Annotated in this window: 19 protein-coding genes and 1 riboswitch; of the genes, 15 read left to right on the forward strand and 4 right to left on the reverse strand. The window is 70.4% G+C overall.

Features of this window, described 5'->3' with window-relative positions; translation table 11 throughout:
- Nucleotides 1-18: 18 nt before the first annotated feature.
- The 6 genes from ABN611_RS38415 to ABN611_RS38440 are packed head-to-tail and all read left to right on the forward strand — an operon-like array spanning nucleotide 19 to nucleotide 7,310.
- On the forward strand, nucleotides 19-1,236 hold the full coding sequence (locus tag ABN611_RS38415; protein WP_350277226.1) for a Wzz/FepE/Etk N-terminal domain-containing protein: 1,218 nt from the start codon (nucleotides 19-21) through the stop codon (nucleotides 1,234-1,236).
- On the forward strand, nucleotides 1,233-2,864 hold the full coding sequence (locus ABN611_RS38420; RefSeq protein ID WP_350277227.1) for a Wzz/FepE/Etk N-terminal domain-containing protein: 1,632 nt from the start codon (nucleotides 1,233-1,235) through the stop codon (nucleotides 2,862-2,864). Before ABN611_RS38415 ends, ABN611_RS38420 begins: the two co-directional genes overlap by 4 nt.
- Nucleotides 2,861-4,093 carry a hypothetical protein gene (locus tag ABN611_RS38425; protein WP_350277228.1) on the forward strand — a complete coding sequence of 411 codons (1,233 nt, stop codon included), beginning with the start codon at nucleotides 2,861-2,863 and terminating at the stop codon, nucleotides 4,091-4,093. The genes ABN611_RS38420 and ABN611_RS38425 overlap by 4 nt, the downstream gene beginning before the upstream one ends.
- A complete protein-coding gene (locus ABN611_RS38430; protein ID WP_350277229.1) occupies nucleotides 4,090-5,301 on the forward strand; it encodes a glycosyltransferase in 1,212 nt (403 codons plus the stop codon). Before ABN611_RS38425 ends, ABN611_RS38430 begins: the two co-directional genes overlap by 4 nt.
- 33 nt (nucleotides 5,302-5,334) lie before the next feature.
- Nucleotides 5,335-6,948 (forward strand): right-handed parallel beta-helix repeat-containing protein, encoded by a 1,614-nt coding sequence (locus ABN611_RS38435; protein ID WP_350277230.1) that lies wholly within the window; start codon nucleotides 5,335-5,337, stop codon nucleotides 6,946-6,948.
- Complete coding sequence (locus tag ABN611_RS38440) at nucleotides 6,945-7,310, forward strand: hypothetical protein (protein ID WP_350277231.1); 366 nt, start codon at nucleotides 6,945-6,947, stop codon at nucleotides 7,308-7,310. The genes ABN611_RS38435 and ABN611_RS38440 overlap by 4 nt, the downstream gene beginning before the upstream one ends.
- Before the next feature lie 40 nt (nucleotides 7,311-7,350).
- Here ABN611_RS38440 and ABN611_RS38445 read toward each other — a convergent pair whose 3' ends face one another.
- The 4 genes from ABN611_RS38445 to ABN611_RS38460 all read right to left on the reverse strand — a co-directional run bounded on the left by ABN611_RS38445 (nucleotide 7,351) and on the right by ABN611_RS38460 (nucleotide 10,861).
- Nucleotides 7,351-7,920, reverse strand: a complete 570-nt coding sequence (locus tag ABN611_RS38445) for a sigma-70 family RNA polymerase sigma factor (RefSeq protein WP_350277232.1) — start codon at nucleotides 7,918-7,920, stop codon at nucleotides 7,351-7,353.
- Between the two features lie 39 nt (nucleotides 7,921-7,959).
- Complete coding sequence (locus ABN611_RS38450; protein WP_350277233.1) at nucleotides 7,960-9,486, reverse strand: sugar transferase; 1,527 nt, start codon at nucleotides 9,484-9,486, stop codon at nucleotides 7,960-7,962.
- A 275-nt stretch (nucleotides 9,487-9,761) separates the two neighbouring features.
- A complete protein-coding gene (locus ABN611_RS38455) occupies nucleotides 9,762-10,037 on the reverse strand; it encodes a hypothetical protein (RefSeq protein WP_350277234.1) in 276 nt (91 codons plus the stop codon).
- Nucleotides 10,034-10,861: a PspA/IM30 family protein gene (locus tag ABN611_RS38460; RefSeq protein WP_350277235.1), complete on the reverse strand. Its 828-nt coding sequence runs from the start codon at nucleotides 10,859-10,861 to the stop codon at nucleotides 10,034-10,036. Before ABN611_RS38460 ends, ABN611_RS38455 begins: the two co-directional genes overlap by 4 nt.
- A 167-nt stretch (nucleotides 10,862-11,028) precedes the next feature.
- On the opposite strand from ABN611_RS38460, the gene ABN611_RS38465 reads away from it, so the two are divergent.
- The 9 genes from ABN611_RS38465 (at nucleotide 11,029) to ABN611_RS38505 (ending at nucleotide 18,625) form a co-directional block, all read left to right on the forward strand.
- A complete protein-coding gene (locus ABN611_RS38465) occupies nucleotides 11,029-11,616 on the forward strand; it encodes a DUF3043 domain-containing protein (protein WP_350277236.1) in 588 nt (195 codons plus the stop codon).
- Between the two features lie 29 nt (nucleotides 11,617-11,645).
- A complete protein-coding gene (locus tag ABN611_RS38470) occupies nucleotides 11,646-12,656 on the forward strand; it encodes an aldo/keto reductase family protein (RefSeq protein WP_350277237.1) in 1,011 nt (336 codons plus the stop codon).
- Nucleotides 12,653-12,862, forward strand: coding sequence for a hypothetical protein (locus ABN611_RS38475; protein WP_350277238.1), 210 nt, complete (start codon nucleotides 12,653-12,655; stop codon nucleotides 12,860-12,862). Before ABN611_RS38470 ends, ABN611_RS38475 begins: the two co-directional genes overlap by 4 nt.
- Before the next feature lie 31 nt (nucleotides 12,863-12,893).
- Nucleotides 12,894-12,960: riboswitch (cobalamin riboswitch) on the forward strand.
- Between the two features lie 114 nt (nucleotides 12,961-13,074).
- Nucleotides 13,075-13,788 carry an SCO2322 family protein gene (locus tag ABN611_RS38480; protein ID WP_350277239.1) on the forward strand — a complete coding sequence of 238 codons (714 nt, stop codon included), beginning with the start codon at nucleotides 13,075-13,077 and terminating at the stop codon, nucleotides 13,786-13,788.
- 72 nt (nucleotides 13,789-13,860) lie between these two features.
- Complete coding sequence (locus ABN611_RS38485; RefSeq protein ID WP_350277240.1) at nucleotides 13,861-14,874, forward strand: energy-coupling factor transporter transmembrane protein EcfT; 1,014 nt, start codon at nucleotides 13,861-13,863, stop codon at nucleotides 14,872-14,874.
- Nucleotides 14,871-16,481 (forward strand): ATP-binding cassette domain-containing protein, encoded by a 1,611-nt coding sequence (locus ABN611_RS38490; RefSeq protein WP_350277241.1) that lies wholly within the window; start codon nucleotides 14,871-14,873, stop codon nucleotides 16,479-16,481. Before ABN611_RS38485 ends, ABN611_RS38490 begins: the two co-directional genes overlap by 4 nt.
- Nucleotides 16,478-17,299 carry an ECF transporter S component gene (locus ABN611_RS38495; RefSeq protein ID WP_350277242.1) on the forward strand — a complete coding sequence of 274 codons (822 nt, stop codon included), beginning with the start codon at nucleotides 16,478-16,480 and terminating at the stop codon, nucleotides 17,297-17,299. The genes ABN611_RS38490 and ABN611_RS38495 overlap by 4 nt, the downstream gene beginning before the upstream one ends.
- Nucleotides 17,280-17,822, forward strand: coding sequence for a bifunctional adenosylcobinamide kinase/adenosylcobinamide-phosphate guanylyltransferase (locus ABN611_RS38500; protein WP_350277243.1), 543 nt, complete (start codon nucleotides 17,280-17,282; stop codon nucleotides 17,820-17,822). The genes ABN611_RS38495 and ABN611_RS38500 overlap by 20 nt, the downstream gene beginning before the upstream one ends.
- On the forward strand, nucleotides 17,819-18,625 hold the full coding sequence (locus ABN611_RS38505) for an adenosylcobinamide-GDP ribazoletransferase (protein ID WP_350277244.1): 807 nt from the start codon (nucleotides 17,819-17,821) through the stop codon (nucleotides 18,623-18,625). Before ABN611_RS38500 ends, ABN611_RS38505 begins: the two co-directional genes overlap by 4 nt.
- Nucleotides 18,626-18,695 lie beyond the last annotated feature (70 nt).

Here is an 18,695-nt window from a genome sequence, read left to right on the forward strand (position 1 = left end):
TTCGCTTGGAGGGGGCCTGTGAGCGCGCAGCAACTGGACGTGAAAAAGTCCTGGCAGGCGATCCGGCGGCAGCGGCTCCTGGTGGCCGCGATCGCCGCGGTCGGGCTGCTCGCGGGGATCGGCTACGCCTACCTGCGGCCTCCGATGTTCAACGCCTCCGCCCTGGTCGTGCTCCCACCGCCGCCGCAGTCCGCCACCGGCTCGACCGTGAGCACGCAGAGCATCGAGACCCAGGTGTACATCGCCGAGAGCGGCCCGGTCCTGCTCAGCGCCGGCCAGAACGTCACCCCGCAGCTGTCGACGGAGATGACCCGCGAACGGGTCAAGGCGACCGCGGCCACCGACGACGTCATCCGGATCGACGCGAAGGGCACGTCGGCCAAGCAGGCGATCGAGCTGGCCAACGCGGTCGCCCAGGTCTACCTGGTGTTCATCACCACCGACCAGAAGCTGCCCGGCGACCTCGGCAAGCGCACCGGCGCCCGGATGCTCGAGCAAGCCGTCAACGCGCGCGGCGGCAGCATGCTCGTCCACACCGGCATCTACGGCGGTCTGGGCGCAGTGCTCGGTGCCGTCGCCGGCGCGATCCTCGCCCTGGCCCGGGCTCGCGGTGACCGGCGCCTCCGGCTGCGGGACGAGATCGCCGACGCGGTCGGGCTTCCGGTGCTCGCGTCCGTCTCGTCGTACCGGGCCACCGACCCGTCCGACTGGGCGAACCTGCTGGAGCACTACTCACCGACCGCCGTCGACGCCTGGGCACTGCGCAAGGTGCTGCACAACCTCGCACTCGACGCGCGGACCGGGCAGCAGGTCTCGCTGACCGTGATCTCGTTCGCGGACGACCACAAGGCCCGCCCGCTCGGTCCGCAGCTCGCCGCGTTCGCCGGCTCGGTCGGGATCTCGACCTCGCTGGTGGTCGACCAGCACCACGACAAGCCGTCCGGTGCGGTCGCGCTGGAGATCCACCTGGTGCTGGTCGACCGCGACGCACCGCATCTGGACGACAGCGAGCGCACCACCCGCACCGTCATCGCGCTCTCGGCCGGCACCGTGACCGCCGAGGAACTCGCGCGGCTGGCCGTGGCGACGGTCGCCGACGACCGCACCATCGACGGCCTCGTGGTCACCGATCCCGATCCGTTCGACCGCACGATCGGCCGGGTCGCCCAGTCGCAGCGCCGCACCGGCTCGCGGCTACCCACGCTTCTCACCGGCACGGCAAGGCGGACCCGATGACGAACCAGCAATACTCCGCGCCACACGCCGCGACCACGACGGGCTGGGCCGAGGACGACGACGGCCTGTTCACCGACGAGCGGTCGACGGCCCACCCGCCGGACAGCCTGGTCACGCTGCGGTTCCTGCGCGACGCCGTGGTCCGGCACGCGCGGATCTGGCTGCTGCTGGCGCTGATCGGTGTCACCGGCGGACTGGCGACGTACTTCGTTTTGCCGCCGCCGCACCAGGCGACCGCGCGGCTGCTGGTCACGACCCGCGAAGGTGACGACCCGGTGAAGGCGATGGCCACCGAGATCAGCCTGGCCACCAGCCGGACGGTCGCCGAGCGGGTGATCGCGCTGCTGAAGCTGCCGCAGACACCCGACGACCTGCTCGCGGAGTACACCGCCACGAACCTGACCGACCGGATCCTGGAGATCAAGGCGTCCGCGAAGACCGACGAGCAGGCCACCAAGCTCGCGACCGTCATTGGCCAGACCTACCTGGTCTTCCGGCGCGAGCAGATCAGCCTCGACGAGCGGCCGCTGGTCAAGGACCTCACCGCGGCACAGAACGACCTGGCGCTGGCCCGGCAGGCGGTCATCGCCGCGGGTGACGACCCGAACTCACCACGGCGGCCGGGCAGTCCCGAGATCGCGCGGTTCAACGCGGCCGCCGACAAGTACCGGTTCGTCCAGGCGCAGCTGCTCGAGCAGGCCACCCGGGCGTCCAAGATGAACTCCACCCGGATGCTCGACGCCCCCGCACCGGTGAAGGTCTCGGAGAAGCGGACACTCGCGATCAAGGCCGGCACCGGACTGATCGCGGGACTGTTCCTCGGTATGGGTTTCGTCATCGTCCGGGCGCTGATCTCCGACCGGCTGTGGAAGCGCCAGGACATCGCCAACGCGCTCGGTGCCCGGATCCGGCTCAGCACGGGACGTCCGCCGCGCCGCCGGCTGCCGTTCACCACAACGCTGCGTCCCGCACAGGCACGGCACCCGGAGATCCGGTTGCTGTCCCAGCACCTCGGTCAGCGCATCATCTGGGCCAAGCGCCCCACACCGGCGCTGGCAGTGGTCAGCGTTGACGACGTACCGGCGTGTGCGCTCGCGGTCGCAGCGCTCGCGGTCTCGATCGCCGACGAGGGCAAGCACGTGCTGGTCGCGGACCTGACCGGCACCGGGCTGCTCGCGCAGAAGCTCGGTGTGAAGGAGTACGGGACCCGGGACTCGCGGTTCAGCGATGCCGGGCGGCGGATCGACGTCTTCTTGCCGGACCCGGACGCCCTGCCGCCGGAGGGCTGCTACCTGCGGCTCGGCGAGAACAACCGGCCCAGCGGCTCGGGTGACGTCCAGCTGGACGCCGCTTGGGACGTGGCCGACGTGGTGCTGACGCTGGCCACGCTGTCGCCGGCGATCGGCGCCGACCACCTCGGCAGCTGGGCGGCCCGCGCCGCCGTCGTGGTGACGGCCGGGCGGTCCACCACGGCCAAGGTCCGGGCGACCGGCGAGATGGTCCGCCTGGCCGGGCTGGAGATCGACTCCGCGATCGTGCTGCACGCCGACCGCACCGACGAGGGCGTCGGCGTGACCGAGGCGGAGGCGTCGCGCCCGACCGCCGACCTCGAGATGTTCTCCCGATGAGCACGGTCACCACGATCAGGACCCGGCTGGGGCCGAAGCCCGGCTTCCGGCCGGTCACCCCGGAACGCCGCCGGCGGCGCCGGGTCCAGCTGGCCTGGGCCCTGCTGGTGATGAACGTCCTGACGTTCTTCCCGGACTCGGTGCAGCTGATCCCGCTGCCCGGCATGGTCGGGAAGCTGATCGCGCAGGGCTCGCTGCCGCTGGCCGCGCTGGTGGCACTGTCCGTCAACCGTCCGGCCAGGGTCCGCCCGAGCGTCTTCATCTTCCTGTCCAGCCTGCTCGTGACCGAAGCCGCCATCGCCAGTCTGCGGTCCGAGTTCCTGTTCAGTGCCCTCTACCGGTCGACCCGCCTCTTCCTCTTCGTCGCAGTGCTGTGGCTGCTGACACCGTGGTGGACCCGCAAGGACCTGCTGCTGGTGCGTACGCACCTGATCGTGCTGTGGTTCATCGTCGGGTCCGTTGTCTTGGGATTTCTGATCGCGCCTGGGATGGCGATGCCCGAGGGCCGCCTCGTCGGCACGATCTGGCCCATCCCACCCACCCAGGCGGCCCATTACGCGGCGGTGGCCGCCGGGCTGACCGGCGTCCTGTGGATGGCCGGACTACTCAAGCGCTGGGTCGCGCTGACAAGCGTGGCGGCGGCGATTCCGGTGCTCCTGCTCACACATACGCGGACCGCGCTGGTCGCACTGCTCGCCGGCTTCCTGATCGCAGGGCTGAGCCTGTTCACAGCACGCTCGCGAGCGCGCAGGTCGTTCGCGATCGCCATCGGTGTCTTCTCCGTCGGTGCGCTCACCGCAGGCTCGCTGGTGACGACCTGGCTGGCCCGTGGCCAGGACGAGGACCAGGTCGCCGCTCTCACCGGCCGTCGCTTCGTCTGGGACGCGATCCTCGCGCAGCCGCGTACCGTCTGGGAGACGCTGCTCGGCTTCGGCCTGTCCAACAAGTCGTTCAACGGCCTGCCGATCGACAGCAACTGGCTCGGAACGTACTACGACGTCGGTCTGCTCGGCGTGGCGATCTGCGTCGCCATGGTGCTGTTCGTGTTCGTCGGAGCGTGGTTCACCCCGCAGGGACCACGGCGTGCGCTGGCGCTGTTCCTGGTCGCGTACTGCGTGGTCGCGTCGTTCACGGAGAGCGGCCTCAGCGAGGCGTCGCCGTACCTGCTGGAACTCACGCTGGCCGCGTCACTCGTGTACTCACGCCCGCCCCAGGAAGGTGCCGAATGAGGATCCTGCTGGTGCACAACCGATACCGCTCGACGGCTCCGAGCGGCGAGAACCGCGTCGTCGACCAGGAGCGGGAGGCGCTCGCGGCGCTCGGCCACGAGGTCGGCATCTTCGAGCGGCACAGCGACGAGCTGGAGCAGTGGCCGGCGTGGAAGAAGGCCACCCTCCCGGCCCGCGTGGTGTGGAACCCGGCCAGCAAACGCGACCTGGCAGCAACACTGCGCACGTTCCGGCCGGACGTGGTCCACGTCCACAACACCTTTCCGGTTCTGAGCCCGTCGGTGCTCTACGCGTGCAGCGACGCCAACGTGCCCGTTGTCATCACCCTGCACAACTACAAGCTGCTGTGCGCCAGTGGCGACTTCTACCGCGACGGCTCGGTCTGTCACGACTGCGCCGGCGGCAACCCGCTCCCCGCGGTGTCGCACGCCTGCTACCGCGGCTCCAAGCTGGCCACCGCGACCACAGTGCTGAACACCAGGTCGCATCGGCGCAGCTGGCGCGGCCTCGTGTCGGCGTACCTGTTCGTCTCCGAGTCACAGCGCAAGCTGCTTGCCGGCATGGACTTCGACCCGGACCGCAGCTTCGTCCGCTACAACTACGTCCCGTACGACGGTCCGGTCGCCGGCGCGCACACAGGTCCGCGCAGGCGCCAGGTGACGTACGTCGGCCGGCTCGACGCGCCCAAGGGCGCTCCCCTGCTGATGAAGGGCTGGGATGCGTACCGCGAGGTCGCCGGCGACGACGCCCTCCAGTTGGTGATCGCCGGCGGCGGCCCGCTCCTGGACGAGGTGACCGCCTGGGCCGCCGACCGGCCGTCGGTCGAACTCCGCGGCCTGATGAGCAAGGCGGAGGTCTTCCAGCTGATGCGGGAGTCCCGCGCGGTCGTCCTGCCGTCCGAGTGGGAGGAGACCTTCGGCCTTGTCGTGGTCGAGGCGATGGCGGTCGGCGTACCGCTGCTCGCGTCCGCGCACGGCTCGTTCCCGGAGCTCGTCACCGACGGTGTGGACGGCGCACTGTTCGACCCGCGCCGGCCGGCCGAGCTGGCCAAGCTCCTGCTCGACGTGGACACCGCCCCCGACCGGTACGTCGACCTCGGCCGCGCCGCGCGCACGACGTACGAAACCAAACACGACCCGCACCGCAACCTGCAACAACTCCTGGACGTCTACCGGTTCGCCGTGGCGAACCCGGTGTCCACTCGGTAGTGCTCGCCCGCCAGGCCCCTGAAGGAAGAACCGATGGAACAGCGTGCCCCGTCCGGTCACGGAGACCCGTGGTACCGCAAGCGACGCAACCTCGTCGCCGGCGGTGCCGTCCTGCTGGTCGGTGCGCTGGCGGTGGGCACCCTGGTCGCCGACGGGCGGCCGGCGAGCCGGCCCGAGCCGGCGGCTCCGGCCGCGACACCGCCGGCCACGGCCGTCAAGGCGCCCACGGCTCCGCCGGTGAAGGTCTGTGACAACAGCAAGGTGCTCGCCGGGCCTACCCAGGCCCCCGAGGGCGCAGTCGCCGTCGGCACGTCCCAGAACCTGCAGGAGCTGACCGCCGCGCATCCGGCCGGTACGACGTTCTGGCTGGCGCCTGGGCGGCACCGGCTCACGAACGACGAGTTCATCCAGATCGTCCCGAAGGACGGCAACCGCTACATCGGCGCACCGGGCGCCGTCCTCGACGGCGCGAACCGGAACCGCTACGCGTTCACCGGGTACGCGAAGGACGTGCAGATCCGCAACCTCACGATCCAGAACTTCGGCCGGCTCCGCGGAAACAACGACGAAGGGGTCGTCAACCACAACTCCGCCACCGGCTGGACGATCGAGGGCAACACGATCCAGCGCAACGCCGGCGCCGGCCTGATGATCGGCAGCCGGAACGTGGTCCGCGGAAACTGCCTGCGGAACAACGGCCAGTACGGCTTCAACGCCTACAACCCGGAACGAGTCGCGAGCATCACCATCCAGGGCAACGAGATCACCGGCAACAACACCGACGACTGGGAGGTGCTCAAGCCGGGGTGTGGCTGCACCGGCGGTGGGAAGTTCTGGTCGGTGGCGGGCGCGGTCGTTCGAGGCAACTGGATTCACGACAACAACGGACCGGGAATCTGGGCCGACACCAACAACTCGGCTTTCGCCGTCGACGGCAACTACATCGCGGGCAACTTCGCCGAGGGCATCGTCTACGAGACCAGCTACAACGCGTCAATCCGCGGCAACACGTTCGTCCGCAACGGGATCGGCAAGGGCCCGATGAACGCCGGCTTCCCGACACCCGCGCTGTACATCTCGGAGTCCGGGGCGGACCATCGAGTGGCCGGCATGTACAACCAGACCTTCGAGGTGAGCGGAAACGTCTTCACCGACAACTGGGCCGGGGTGATCCTGTGGGAGAACGCCGACCGGTTCGCCGGATCCGCGGCCAACACCAGCACCGGGTCCGGCACCTTGGTGAACCCGTCGGTGGTCACCATCGAGACCTGCAACGCCGCCAACATCAAGAACCAGCCGTACCTCGGCGACTGCCGCTGGAAGACGCAGAACGTCCGCGTGCACGACAACGTGTTCACGCTGAACCCGGACAAGCTCGGCGACAAGTGCGCGTCCCGCAGCGGCTGCGGCTACAACGGCATCTTCTCCAACTGGGGCACGTTCCCCGACTGGTCGCCGTACAAGGCCAGGACGGTCGAGGACGCGATCACGTTCCACCAGGGCAACCGGTTCTTCGCCAACACCTACAGCGGGCCGTGGAAGTTCATGGTTCACGAGCAGGGCAACTCGGTGAACTGGGCCGCCTGGCAGGGGGCGCCGTACGGGCAGGACCCGGACAGCGTGATCAAGGTCAGCGGCGAGCGATGATCGGGCCACCGGAGCGAGCCGCCGGCGAGCAGATCGCGCTGCTCCGGTCGGTCGGGTACGCCGCGTTCGGGCGGCACGAGCAGGACCTCGACGTCCTCGACCTGGTCTTCGACAGCCTGGTCGACGCGCCCGGATGCGACGACGTCCGGCGGTTGCGGTTCGCGGGTCACGGGCTGACGGTCGACGTGGACGTGCGGGGCCGCACCGACCTCACCGTCGAGCTGCGCGTCACGCCGGCCGGTCCGGTCGTGGTCGAGTCCCGCGGCGACGACAGCCCCGAGGACGCCCGGCTGGTCAGCTTCCTGCTCCGTTGGCCGGGCAGCGCACAGCGGCCGGTCCGGACCGCGTGGATCATGCTCTGACACCGAGCATGTCCACGCGGCCCGGACCGGGCCTGCTGCCTCAGGAGGCAAGCAGCAGGCGGAGTTTCTGCAGGCAGCGGCCGCGGATCGGGCCGATGCTGCCGATCGGGATGCCGATCGTCGCGGAGATCTCGGCGTACGGCGCCGGCGGGTCCGCCATCAGCATGCCGAGCAGCTGCTGCCAGCGGTCCGGCAGGCTCTCGAGCGCCCGGCGTACGTCGTCCGCGCGTTCGCCGGCGAGCAGCTCGGCGTCCAGCTCCGGCTGGTCGCCGGCGACGTCCTCGAACGCCGTCGCCTCGTAGGTCAGCAGCACCCGCTTGCGGAACGCCAGCACCCGCAGGCATTCGCGGCGGGTGGTGACGACCAGCCAGGCGCCGACCCGTTCGGGGTCGACGCGGTTGACGTGCTCGAGCAGCCGCAGCCAGACCATCTGCGAGACGTCAGCGGCGTCGCTGTCGCTCAGCCGGAAGCTGCGGGTCACGGCCCAGACGAGCCGCGCGTAGTGGTCGACCAACCGGCTCCACGCCCCCTGGTCCCCCGCCGCGGCCTGGATCACCAGGGTCGCGGCGTCGGAGCGTGCCTCGGCCGACGTTTCCATCACTGCAGTCACGAATTCCCCCCTCGGGAATGCACAGCATTCGTCCCGCCCCTAGTACGCGCCGTCGCTCCCCAGCACGGCGCGGGCGGTCTTCCACAGAATCAGCAGGTCCAGCGCGATCGACCAGTTGTCGGCGTACCGCAGGTCGAGCCGCATCGACTCCTCCCAGGTCAGGTCGCTGCGCCCGCTGACCTGCCAGAGGCCGGTCAGGCCCGGCTTGACGAGCATCCGGCGCGCGTCGTCGATCGCGTACTGCGCGACCTCGGCGGGCAGCGGCGGGCGCGGGCCGACCAGTGACATGTCCCCCCGGAGCACGTTCACCAACTGCGGCAGCTCGTCGATCGAGAACCGCCGCAGGTAGCGGCCGATCCGCGTCACCCGCGGGTCGTCGCGGAGCTTGAACAGCACCCCGTTGCCTTCGTTCAGCGAGTGCAGGTCGGCCTTGCGTTCCTCGGCGTCGGCCACCATCGTGCGGAACTTCAGCATCTCGAACTGCTCGCCGCCACGGCCCACGCGGGTCTGCCGGAACAGCACCGGCCCGCGGCTGGTGAGCTTCACCAGGATCGCGGTGACCAGCAGGATCGGGGCCACCGCGATCAGCAGCAGGCAGCCGACCACCCGGTCGAAGATGCTCTTCAGCACGTGCGGCCCGCCACTCACCGACGGCCGCTCCAGGTGCAGCAGCGAAAGCCCGGCGACCGGCCGGATCGAGATCCGCGGGCCGGCCACCTCGACGATGCCCGGCGACACGATCAGCTCGACGCCGCGCTGCTCGAGCGCCCAGGACAGCTTGCGCAGCGAGTGCCCGGCGAGCTCCGGGTCGGCGGCCACCGCGACCACCTCGACGTCGTACTGGTCGACGCCGGCCAGGATGTCCATCTCGGTCCGGCCCAGCCGCTCGAACTCCGGCTCGTCGAAGACGTCGCCGCGCGGCAGGCAGCTCGCCACCACGACGTACCCGTCGGCCGGCCGCTCCTCCAGATGCCGCTTCAGCGTCGTCACCTGGTCGTTGCGCCCGACAACGAGTACCCGGCGCATGCACCGGCCGGCGAACCGCCGCCAGGAGATCTGCCGGTGCAGGATCCAGCGGCCGACCATCGCCGCCAGGCAGGTCATCGGCACCGCCAGCACCACGAAGCCGCGGGCGACCTCGCTCTTGGTCGCGTACGACGTGATCGCGATCAGCGCGGTCAGCGCGACCGCGGCCCGGATGATCGAGCGGAACTCCTCCGGCCCGGTGCCGAAGTACCGCGTCTCGTAGCCCCGTTGCAGGGCCACGCAGGCGATCCAGGCGATCGGCAGCAGCGCCCCCAGTACGACGTACCCGAGGTTGATCTGGGCACCGAAACGGGTGACCAGGGCCAGCGCGGCCCCGATCGCCGCGGCGCCCAGGTCGGCCGCCAGCGCGGCCCGGCGATACTTCGCCACCCAGCGCGCCTCGGTGTACCGGGCCGAGCGCGGCAGCACCGCGGGCACCTCGTCCGGTACCACCCAGACCGGCCGGCGACGATCCCCCGAAGGCGCCGGCCGTAGGTCAGCCGGTTCGGCCAACCCCTCGGACATGACAGATTCAGTCACGCACAGTCACCCCCCACAGGTGAAAACCGAAACCCGTGACCAACCCACACCCCGTCACGGACCTCGTCCAAACGCCGCCCCCACAACGGCGTGAACCAGACAGTACTACGCGGACGCAGCGGAAAACAGGTGCAACACGACCCTGTTCATGTCCACGAAACCAAAGTAGGAACGACAGACCCCCGGGGCCCGTTACGGGTCCCGGGGGTTCAGGAACAGCTACCGCTGGTGATCAGCCGCCGGGTCGGGGACGGACGATCTGCGCGGGATCGACGTCAGCCGGCGATCAGGCCGTCGCCGCTGATCAGCTCGCGCATCTCGGCGAGCGAGCTGTCCGACGGGGGCAGGATCGCGTCGGAGTCGTGCAGCTCGTCGTCCGGCAGCCGGTCACCGGCCCGGACGAAGTCCAGCAGGGCGGCGAAGGCGGACTGGTACGCCGCCTCGTCGCCGGACGACACGGCCTTCTCCAGGTCGCCGTCGACGGCGTTCAGCGCGTCGAGCTTGTCGTCGGCCAGTCGCCACTGGCCCTCACCCATGATGCGAACGATCACCGCACGTCTCCGTCCTGAGGTCGCGCCGGCTCCGACGCGGGCTGCGTAGCCGGCTGCTGCACTGGCTGGGCGGGCTGCTGGGCGGACTGCTGGGCCTCACCGGACAGCTGCTTCGGCGCGCCGCCGCCGGACAGCTGGGCCTTCATCGCGGCCAGCTCGTTCTCGACGTCGGAGCCGGACGACATCCGCTCCAGCTCGAGGGTGATGCTGTCCTTGTTGGTGCCGGAGGCGTCGTCGAGCGCGCCGGAGGCGAGCAGCTCGTCGATCGCGCCGGCCCGGGCCTGCATCTGCTGGGTCTTGTCCTCGGCGCGCTGGACCGCCAGGCCGACGTCGCTCATCTCCTCGGAGATGCCGGAGAAGGCCTCGTTGATCCGGGTCTGCGCCTCGGCCGCCGTGTAGGTGGCCTTGATGGTCTCCTTGCGGGTCCGGAAGGACTCGACCTTGGCCTGCAGCCGCTGGGAGGCGAGCGTGAGCTTCTCCTCCTCGCCCTGCAACTGGGCGTGCTGGGTCTGCAGGTCGTCGATCTGGCCCTGCAGCCCGGACTTGCGGGTCAGGGCCTCGCGGGCCAGGTCCTCGCGGCCCATCGAGAGCGCCTTCTGCGCCTGCTCCTGCAGCTTGGCCGACTGGGCCTGCAGCTGGGAGGCCTGCAGCTCCACCCGCTTCCGGCTGGTGGCCACGTCGGCCACGCCCCGCCGTACCTTCTGCAACAGCTCGAGCTGCTTCTGATACGAGTAGTCAAGGGTTTCGCGAGGATCCTCGGCCTTGTCCAGGGCGGTGTTCGCCTTGGCCTTGAAGATCGTCGACATCCGCTTGAAGATGCTCATCGATATCCGTACCCCTTCTGTGCCGGAGTGACGACCCGGCGTGCGTGTCATCCACCCTATGTCCCCACGGGTCACCACACCATCAGGACAGGCCCCGATAAAGTGGTACCCAGGTCCGGGGACCACCCCGAGTCGCGACCTGCCCGTGCGAATGAGGTTCTGACCCCGTGTTCCGTCGTACCAAGTCTGAGACAGCTACCACCGTACCCGCCGAGCCCCAGGGCAAGCCGGGGGGCAAGGGCCGGCCCACTCCGAGCCGCAAGGAAGCGGAGGCGGCCCGCAAGGCCGCGTTCAAGAAGCCGCGCAACCGCAAGGAGGCCTCGGCCATCCGGCGGGAGAAGATGCGCACCGAGCGGGCCAAGATGCAGACGGCCATGCAGACCGGCGACGACCGGTACCTGCCGGCCACCGACAAGGGCCCGGTCCGGCGGTTCGCCCGGGACTACGTGGACGCCCGCTACTCGGTGATGGAGTTCGCGCTCCCGGTGCTGCTGGTGGTCTCGCTGGTCGGCGTCGTGTTCTCCCCGCAGTTCCCGTGGCTGGCCGGGATGGTGAACCTGCTGTTCCTGTTCATGATCCTGCTGATCGCGGCGGACTGGTTCCTGCTCACCGCGGGCCTGAAGAAGCAGGTGGCGGTCAAGTTCCCGAACGAGTCCACCAAGGGCCTCGGGTTCTACGCCGTCCGGCGGACCATGCAGATGCGCCGCTGGCGGCTGCCGAAGCCGATGGTGAAGCGCGGCGAGAAGCCGTCCTGACTCCGCCCGGCTGACGGTAGGGTCGGGGTATGGACTTCCGCTTTCTCGGCAACAGTGGTCTCAAGGTCAGTGAGATCTCGTACGGCAACTGGCTGACGCACGGCTCGCAGGTGGAGAACGAGCAGGCCAGGGCCTGTGTGCGGGCGGCCCTGGAGGCCGGCATCACGACGTTCGACACCGCCGACACCTACGCGAACACCAAGGCCGAGTCGGTGCTCGGCGAGGCGCTGGCCGGTGAGCGCCGCGAGTCGCTGGAGATCTTCACCAAGGTGTACTGGCCGACCGGTCCCGGCGGACCGAACGACACCGGCCTGTCCCGCAAGCACATCCACGAGTCGATCAACGGCTCGCTGAAGCGGCTCGGCACCGACTACGTCGACCTGTACCAGGCGCACCGGTTCGACACCGAGACGCCGCTCGAGGAGACGATGGAGGCCTTCGCCGACGTCGTCCGGCAGGGCAAGGCGCTGTACATCGGCGTGTCGGAGTGGACGGCGGAGCAGCTGCAGGAGGGGCACCGGCTGGCCCGCGAGCTGCGGATCCCGTTCGTGTCGAACCAGCCGCAGTACAGCATGCTCTGGCGGGTGATCGAGGCCGAGGTGGTCCCGGCCTCGGAGGAGCTCGGCATCGGCCAAGTGGTGTTCTCGCCGATCGCGCAGGGCGTGCTCACCGGCAAGTACCTGCCCGGCCAGCAGCCGCCGGAGGGCTCCCGGGCGACCGACGCCAACGGGTCGAACTTCATCCGGCGGTTCCTCACGGACGACGTGCTGACCCGGGTGCAGGAGCTCAAGCCGCTCGCCGACCAGGCCGGCCTGTCGCTGTCCCAGCTGGCCATCGCGTGGGTGCTGCAGAACTCCAACGTGTCCTCGGCGATCATCGGCGCCTCCCGGCCCGAGCAGGTGATCGAGAACGTGAAGGCCTCCGGCGTGAAGCTGGAGGACGACCTGCTGAAGTCGATCGACGAGGTGCTCGGCCACATCGTCGAGAAGGACCCGGCGAAGACCGCGCAGAACGCCCCGCAGAAGCGGCCGAACTCATGAGCTGGAGCTGGCGGTTCGAGACGACGTCCGGCGCGCTGGTCGACCCGGGCGAGGTCGGCGGCGCCGAGTTCTCGGCCCAGGGCGACGCGGAGAGCTGGCTGGGTGAGGTCTGGCGGGACCTGGCGGACCGCGGTGTCGGGCAGGTCTACCTGCTCGAGGACGGCCGCGAGGTCTACGGCCCCATGAGCCTGTCCTCGGCAGAGTAAGCTTCGGTCGAACCACACGTCCGCGTCACAGGGAAGCCGGTCCGAGTCCGGCGCTGACCCGCAACCGTAGGCCACCGCGAGGTGGCGAGCCGGAACACTGTGACGCGGACGGTCAGGCTCGACTACCCGCCGTGGCCCGCGGGTGGAGCCCCTACCCTGCCGGTGCAGGCGGGACCTCCTCCACCGGGCTGCGGCCCGACCGAGGAACGACAATGACTGCATATCGCCGGACCGTACGACTGGTCCTCAGCCTGCTGGCGGGTCTCCTGCTGGCGGGGACCGTCGCCACCAGCACCGCCCAGGCCGAGGACGGGTACCGCTTCTGGGGCTACTACCAGTGGACCAACGGCCAGTGGGCCTTCTCACAGAAGGGCGCCGACGCCTTCGTCCCGGCCGACGGGACCGTGGAGGGCTGGCGGTACGCCGTCGGCGGCGCCAAGCCGCGGGTGCCGCGCGCCGCGGGCGACTTCGAGGCGATCTGCGGCAAGACCCCCGCGGAGACCGGCAAGAAGCGGGTGGCGCTGGTCGTCGACCCGGGAACGCCGGAGGACGCCGTCAGCGGTGAGACCCCCGGCCCCGCGACCGGTACCTGCGTGGTGACCGCCCCGACGGCGACCGGCGCACAGGTGCTGGCCGCGGTCGCACCGGTCCGGATCGAGAAGGGCCTGACCTGCGGGATCGCTGGGTACCCGTCGAAGGGCTGCGGCGATCCGGTGAAGGACATCAAGGTGCCGGCCACCGACGCGCCCGTGACGCTGCAGATCGGCCAGGCGGTCGGCTCCACCGCCACGCCGCCGGCCTCCTCCTCGTCGTCGTCCGACGAGGGCGGCGCGCCGTGGACCGGCATCGTCATCGCGGCGGTCGTCGTTCTGGTCCTGGCCGGTGGCGGGCTGGTCCTCAGCCGTCGGCGTAGCGCCGCGAAGTAGATGCGCGCCGTACACAACCTCACACTCCCCCGGGCACTTCACCCGGGGGCCTGGTGGTTGTGGGCGCTCTGCATGGCGGTAGCGGCCAGCAGGACGCGCAACCCGGTTCTGCTGGTCCTCATCCTCGCGGTGACCGGTTTCGTCGTGTCGGCGCGCCGGAGCGATGCCCCGTGGGCTCACAGCTTCACTGCGTTCCTCAAGCTCGGCCTGCTGGTCATCGGCGTCCGCGTGGTGCTGCAGGCGCTGCTGTCGACCCGCTCGCAGGGCAACACGGTCTTGTTCACACTGCCGCAGATTCCGTTGCCTGACTGGGCTGCGGGGGTCAAGCTCGGCGGTCAGGTCACTGCGGAGGCACTGGTCACCGCGCTGTACGACGGCGGTCAGCTCGCCGTCATGCTCTGCTGCGTCGGTGCGGCCAACGCACTGGCCAGCCCGCGACGGCTGCTGAAGTCGTTGCCGGGGGCCCTCTACGAGATGGGCGTGGCCTGCGTGGTCGCGCTGACCTTCGCGCCACAGCTGGTGACGGACGGCCGCCGCGTGCGCGCCGCGCGACGGCTGCGCGGCCGCACCCGCGCCTCCTTCCGTACGACGGCCATGCCGGTGCTGGAAGGCGCGCTGGACAGGTCGGTCGAGCTGGCGGCAGCAATGGACTCACGTGGCTACGGCCGTACGGCGCAGGCACCTCGTGCTCAGCGTCGCATCACCGCGCTGTGTGTGTTGCTGGGACTACTGGGGATCCTGCTCGGTGTCTACGCGTTGCTGACCGATTCCATGGTGTTCCCGCTCGCTGCGGGTGCGCTGGCCGTCGGCGTACTCCTGGCGGTCGCCGCGATGGCAATCGGTCGGCAGCGGGTGTCGCGGACGCGCTACCGCCCCGACCCGTGGGCACTGCCAGAGTGGCTGGTCGTCGCAGCTGGGGCGGTCGCAGCCGGGGCCATGGTGACCGCAGCGGTCCTCGGTGTGAACGGCCTGCTGCTGGCCGGCCCGTTGGTCGTTCCACCGGTACCGGTGCTGCCAGTGGTCGGCGTACTGATCGGCCTGGCGCCCGCCCTGGCAGCACCTCCCCTGAAGAAGGCGGTCGCATGATCGAGTTCGACCACGTGACCATGACGTACGACGGTGCGCGCGAGCCCGCGCTCGCGGACGTGAGCTTCACCGTGCCGGAGGGCGAGCTCGCGCTGGTGATCGGGCGGACCGGGTCGGGCAAGTCGACGTTGCTGCGGGCAATCAACGGCCTCGTGCCGCACTTCACCGGCGGAACGCTGGCCGGCCGCGTGCTCGTCGACGGGCGCGACACGCGTGAGTACCGGCCGCGTGACCTCGCGGATGTCGTGGGGATGGTCGGGCAGGACCCGATGGCCGGGTTCGTCACCGACACCGTCGAGGACGAACTGGCATACAGCATGGAGTCGCTCGGCGTGGCGCCGGACGTGATGCGCCGGCGCGTCGAGGAGACACTGGACCTGCTCGGCCTGGCCGATGTCCGCGACCGGGCGCTGACGTCGCTGTCGGGCGGTCAGCGGCAGCGCACCGCGATCGGCGCCGCCCTCACCTCGCATCCCGCCGTACTGGTGCTGGACGAGCCCACCTCGGCCCTGGACCCCCAGGCGGCGGAGGAGGTGCTGGCTGCGCTCCAGCGGCTTGTGCACGACCTCGGCGTCACCGTGGTGATGGCGGAGCACCGGCTGGAGCGGGTGATCCAGTACGCCGACCGCGTGATCGAAGTACCCGGTGGTGCCGCTGCTGTGTCGACCGGCTTGCCGGCCGAGCGCATGGTCACCGCACCGGTCGCTCCGCCGGTCGTGGAGCTGGGACGGCTGGCTGGTTGGTCACCGCTCCCCCTCTCTGTGCGGGACGCCCGGCGCGCCGCGGTCGCGCTACGAGGCCGGCTGGACTCCGCAGCTCCAGCACGGCCTGGTGCGGCGCTTGGTGCCGAGCTGGCGCGCTGCAACGACCTGGTCGTCGGCTACGGCGCTGTGACTGCTCTGCGCGGGGTGTCGCTGAGTATCAAGGCTGGTGAGGTCGTCGCGCTGATGGGTCGCAACGGCGCCGGCAAGTCGACGCTGCTCAACGCACTGGTCGGGATCGTGCCGGTGCGCTCCGGTACGGTGACCGCGGGCGGCAACGATCCGAGCCGGGCCAAGCCGAAGCAGCTGGTCAAGGCGGTCGGGCTGGTTCCGCAGGAGCCTGCAGATCTGCTGTACGCCGCCACGGTCGCGGACGAGTGCGCCGGCGCGGACTCCGACTTCAAGGTGCCGTCAGGGAGCTGCCGCGCGATCCTGGAGCGGCTGGCTCCGGACGTGCCGCTCGACGTACACCCGCGCGACCTGTCCGAGGGACAGCGCCTCTGCCTGGCCTTGGCCGTCGTACTGTGTGGTGCTCCGCCGCTGCTGTTGCTGGACGAGCCGACGCGTGGGCTGGACTACGGGGCGAAACGGCGACTGGTCGCGATCCTGCGGGAGCTGGCCGCTGTCGGGCATGCGGTGGTGCTGTCGACACATGACGTCGAGATGGTGGCCGAAGTCGCCACCCGGGTCATGGTGCTCGCCGAGGGTGAGCTGGTGAGCGACGGGGAGACGGCCGAGGTGATCGCGGGGTCACCGGCGTTCGCGCCGCAGGTGGCGAAGATCCTGGCGCCGCTGCCGTTCCTGACGGTCGGCGAGGTCGCTGACGCCCTGGACCGCGCATCGTGAAGCTGATCCGTTTCAAGCCCCGCAGTACGACGGCATTGCTGGTCGCGTCGCTGGTCGGTGTGCTGGCGTTTGCCTGGCCGCTGTTCCTGCAGACGTCGCAGGTGGGTGAGTCGGCGATCGGGCACACCACCGACGCGCCGTGGTTGTTCGTACTGCTGCTGCCGCTCCTGGTGGCCGTCGTACTCGCGGAGCTGTCCGAGGCGGGGATCGACGCGAAGGTGATCTCGCTGGTCGGCATGCTCGCCGCGGTCGGCGCGGCGCTGCGGGCGTTGGGGCCGGGTACGGCGGGGCTCGAGCCGGGGTTCTTCCTGCTGGTGCTGGCGGGACGGGCGTTCGGGGCCGGGTTCGGGTTCGTGCTCGGGGCGGTGTCGTTGCTGGGCGGGGCGATGATCAGCGGCGGGGTCGGGCCGTGGATGCCGTTCCAGATGTTCGCGTGCGCATGGGTCGGGTGCCTGGCCGGGCTGCTGCCGCGGGTCGGCGGTCGGCTGGAGTTGCTGCTGCTGGCGGCGTACTCGCTGGTATCGGGGGTGCTGTACGGCGTGGTGATGAACCTGTGGTTCTGGCCGTACGCGACGTTCGGCAGCGACTTCTCGTTCGTTCCCGGCGACGCGCTGGTGGACAACCTGCACCGGTACTTCCTGTTCGTCGTCGCGACGTCGCTGGGATGGGACATCCCGCGCGGGATCCTGTGCGCGGTGCTGGTGCTGGTGCTCGGGCGGCCGATCCTGAACGCGTTCCGGCGGACGGCGCGGAAGGCGGCGTTCGAGGCGCCGGTGGTTTTCGAGTCCGGGAGGACGCATGGCCCAACCGCAATCTGATCAGCGCACGTTGGTGCTCGGTGGGGCCCGGTCCGGCAAGTCGATCGCGGCCGAGCGGTTGCTGTCCGCGGTGCCCGGCGTCGTGTACGTCGCCACCGGCGGGGACGACGCCGGGAACGCCGAATGGGCCGAGCGGGTCGCGAAGCACCGCGCCCGCCGGCCGGCGTCGTGGGGCCTCGCCGAGACGATCGACCTGGTCCCGCTGCTCAGTTCCCCCGGCCCGCCGCTGCTGATCGACTGCCTCACGCTGTGGCTGTCCCGCACGATGGACGAGCTGCAGGTCTGGTCCGAACTCACCCGCGCCGACCTGGTCGAGGACCGGATCGCGACCCTGGCCACCGCGTGGTCGTCGACGCCTCGCCGCGTGGTTGCCGTCAGCAACGACGTGGGCTCCGGCATCGTCCCTGCCGACCCCGGCACCCGCCTCTTCCGCGACCTGATGGGCCGCCTCAACACCACCATCTCCCTCGCCTCCGACGAGGTCCTCTGGACCATCGCCGGCCGGACCCTCCCCCTCACATGACGTCCGAAGCACCACGCGTTGGCTCCTGGGCGGACGCTGCAAGGCTTTCGGTCGGGACGCTCACGGTGCTGCCCGCGGGGGTGCCAGGGCGGGTTGATCGGGTGGTGGGTGGGCGTGCGATGGTGCTCGCGCCGGCTGTCGGGGTGCTGGTGGGTGGCATCGCCGCGGGGGTAGTCGCCCTGGCTCAGGTTGTGCAGCCGGAGGCGGAGCTGCTGGCGGCGGTGCTCGGGGTGCTGGTCGTGGCGGGCCTGTCGGGCGGGCTGCATCTGGACGGGCTGGCTGACTTCGCGGACGCGCTCGGGTCGCGGCGGGATCGCGAGACCATGCTGCGGATCATGAAGCAGAGCGACATCGGCCCGTTCGGCGTCCTCGCGATCCTCGCCGTGCTGCTCCTCGACGTCGCAGCCCTCACTGCCTGCCTGGACGCAGGCTTCGGCTGGCAGGCAGTGGCGATCGCCACCACCGCGAGCCGCCTGACCCTCCCCTGGTCCTGCCGTACGTCGATCCGCGCCGCCCGCCCCGACGGCCTCGGGTCGTTCGTCGCCGCGACGGTCCACCCACTCGCAGCAGCTCTCACCACAACCGCAGTACTCGCCGCCACCCTCGCGCTCGTGTGGCTCACCCACAACGCAGTCGCCGTACTGATCGGCGCCGCGACCGCAGTACTGCTGGCTGTCGCGACCAGCCTCCTCACCAGCCGCCGGGCCGTTCGCGCCCTCGGCGGCACGACCGGCGACGTCCTCGGCGCGACCGTCGAACTCGCCCTCCCGATGGCGCTGCTGGCCCTCGCCCTGGCCATGTGAACGCTTGCATCCGCCACCCTGCGACCAGGGTGGTCTACTGTCGCGCTCGTGAGTGCACCGCTATCCGTTA

The organism is Kribbella sp. HUAS MG21, from assembly GCF_040254265.1.
In the GTDB taxonomy this organism is placed as follows: domain Bacteria; phylum Actinomycetota; class Actinomycetes; order Propionibacteriales; family Kribbellaceae; genus Kribbella.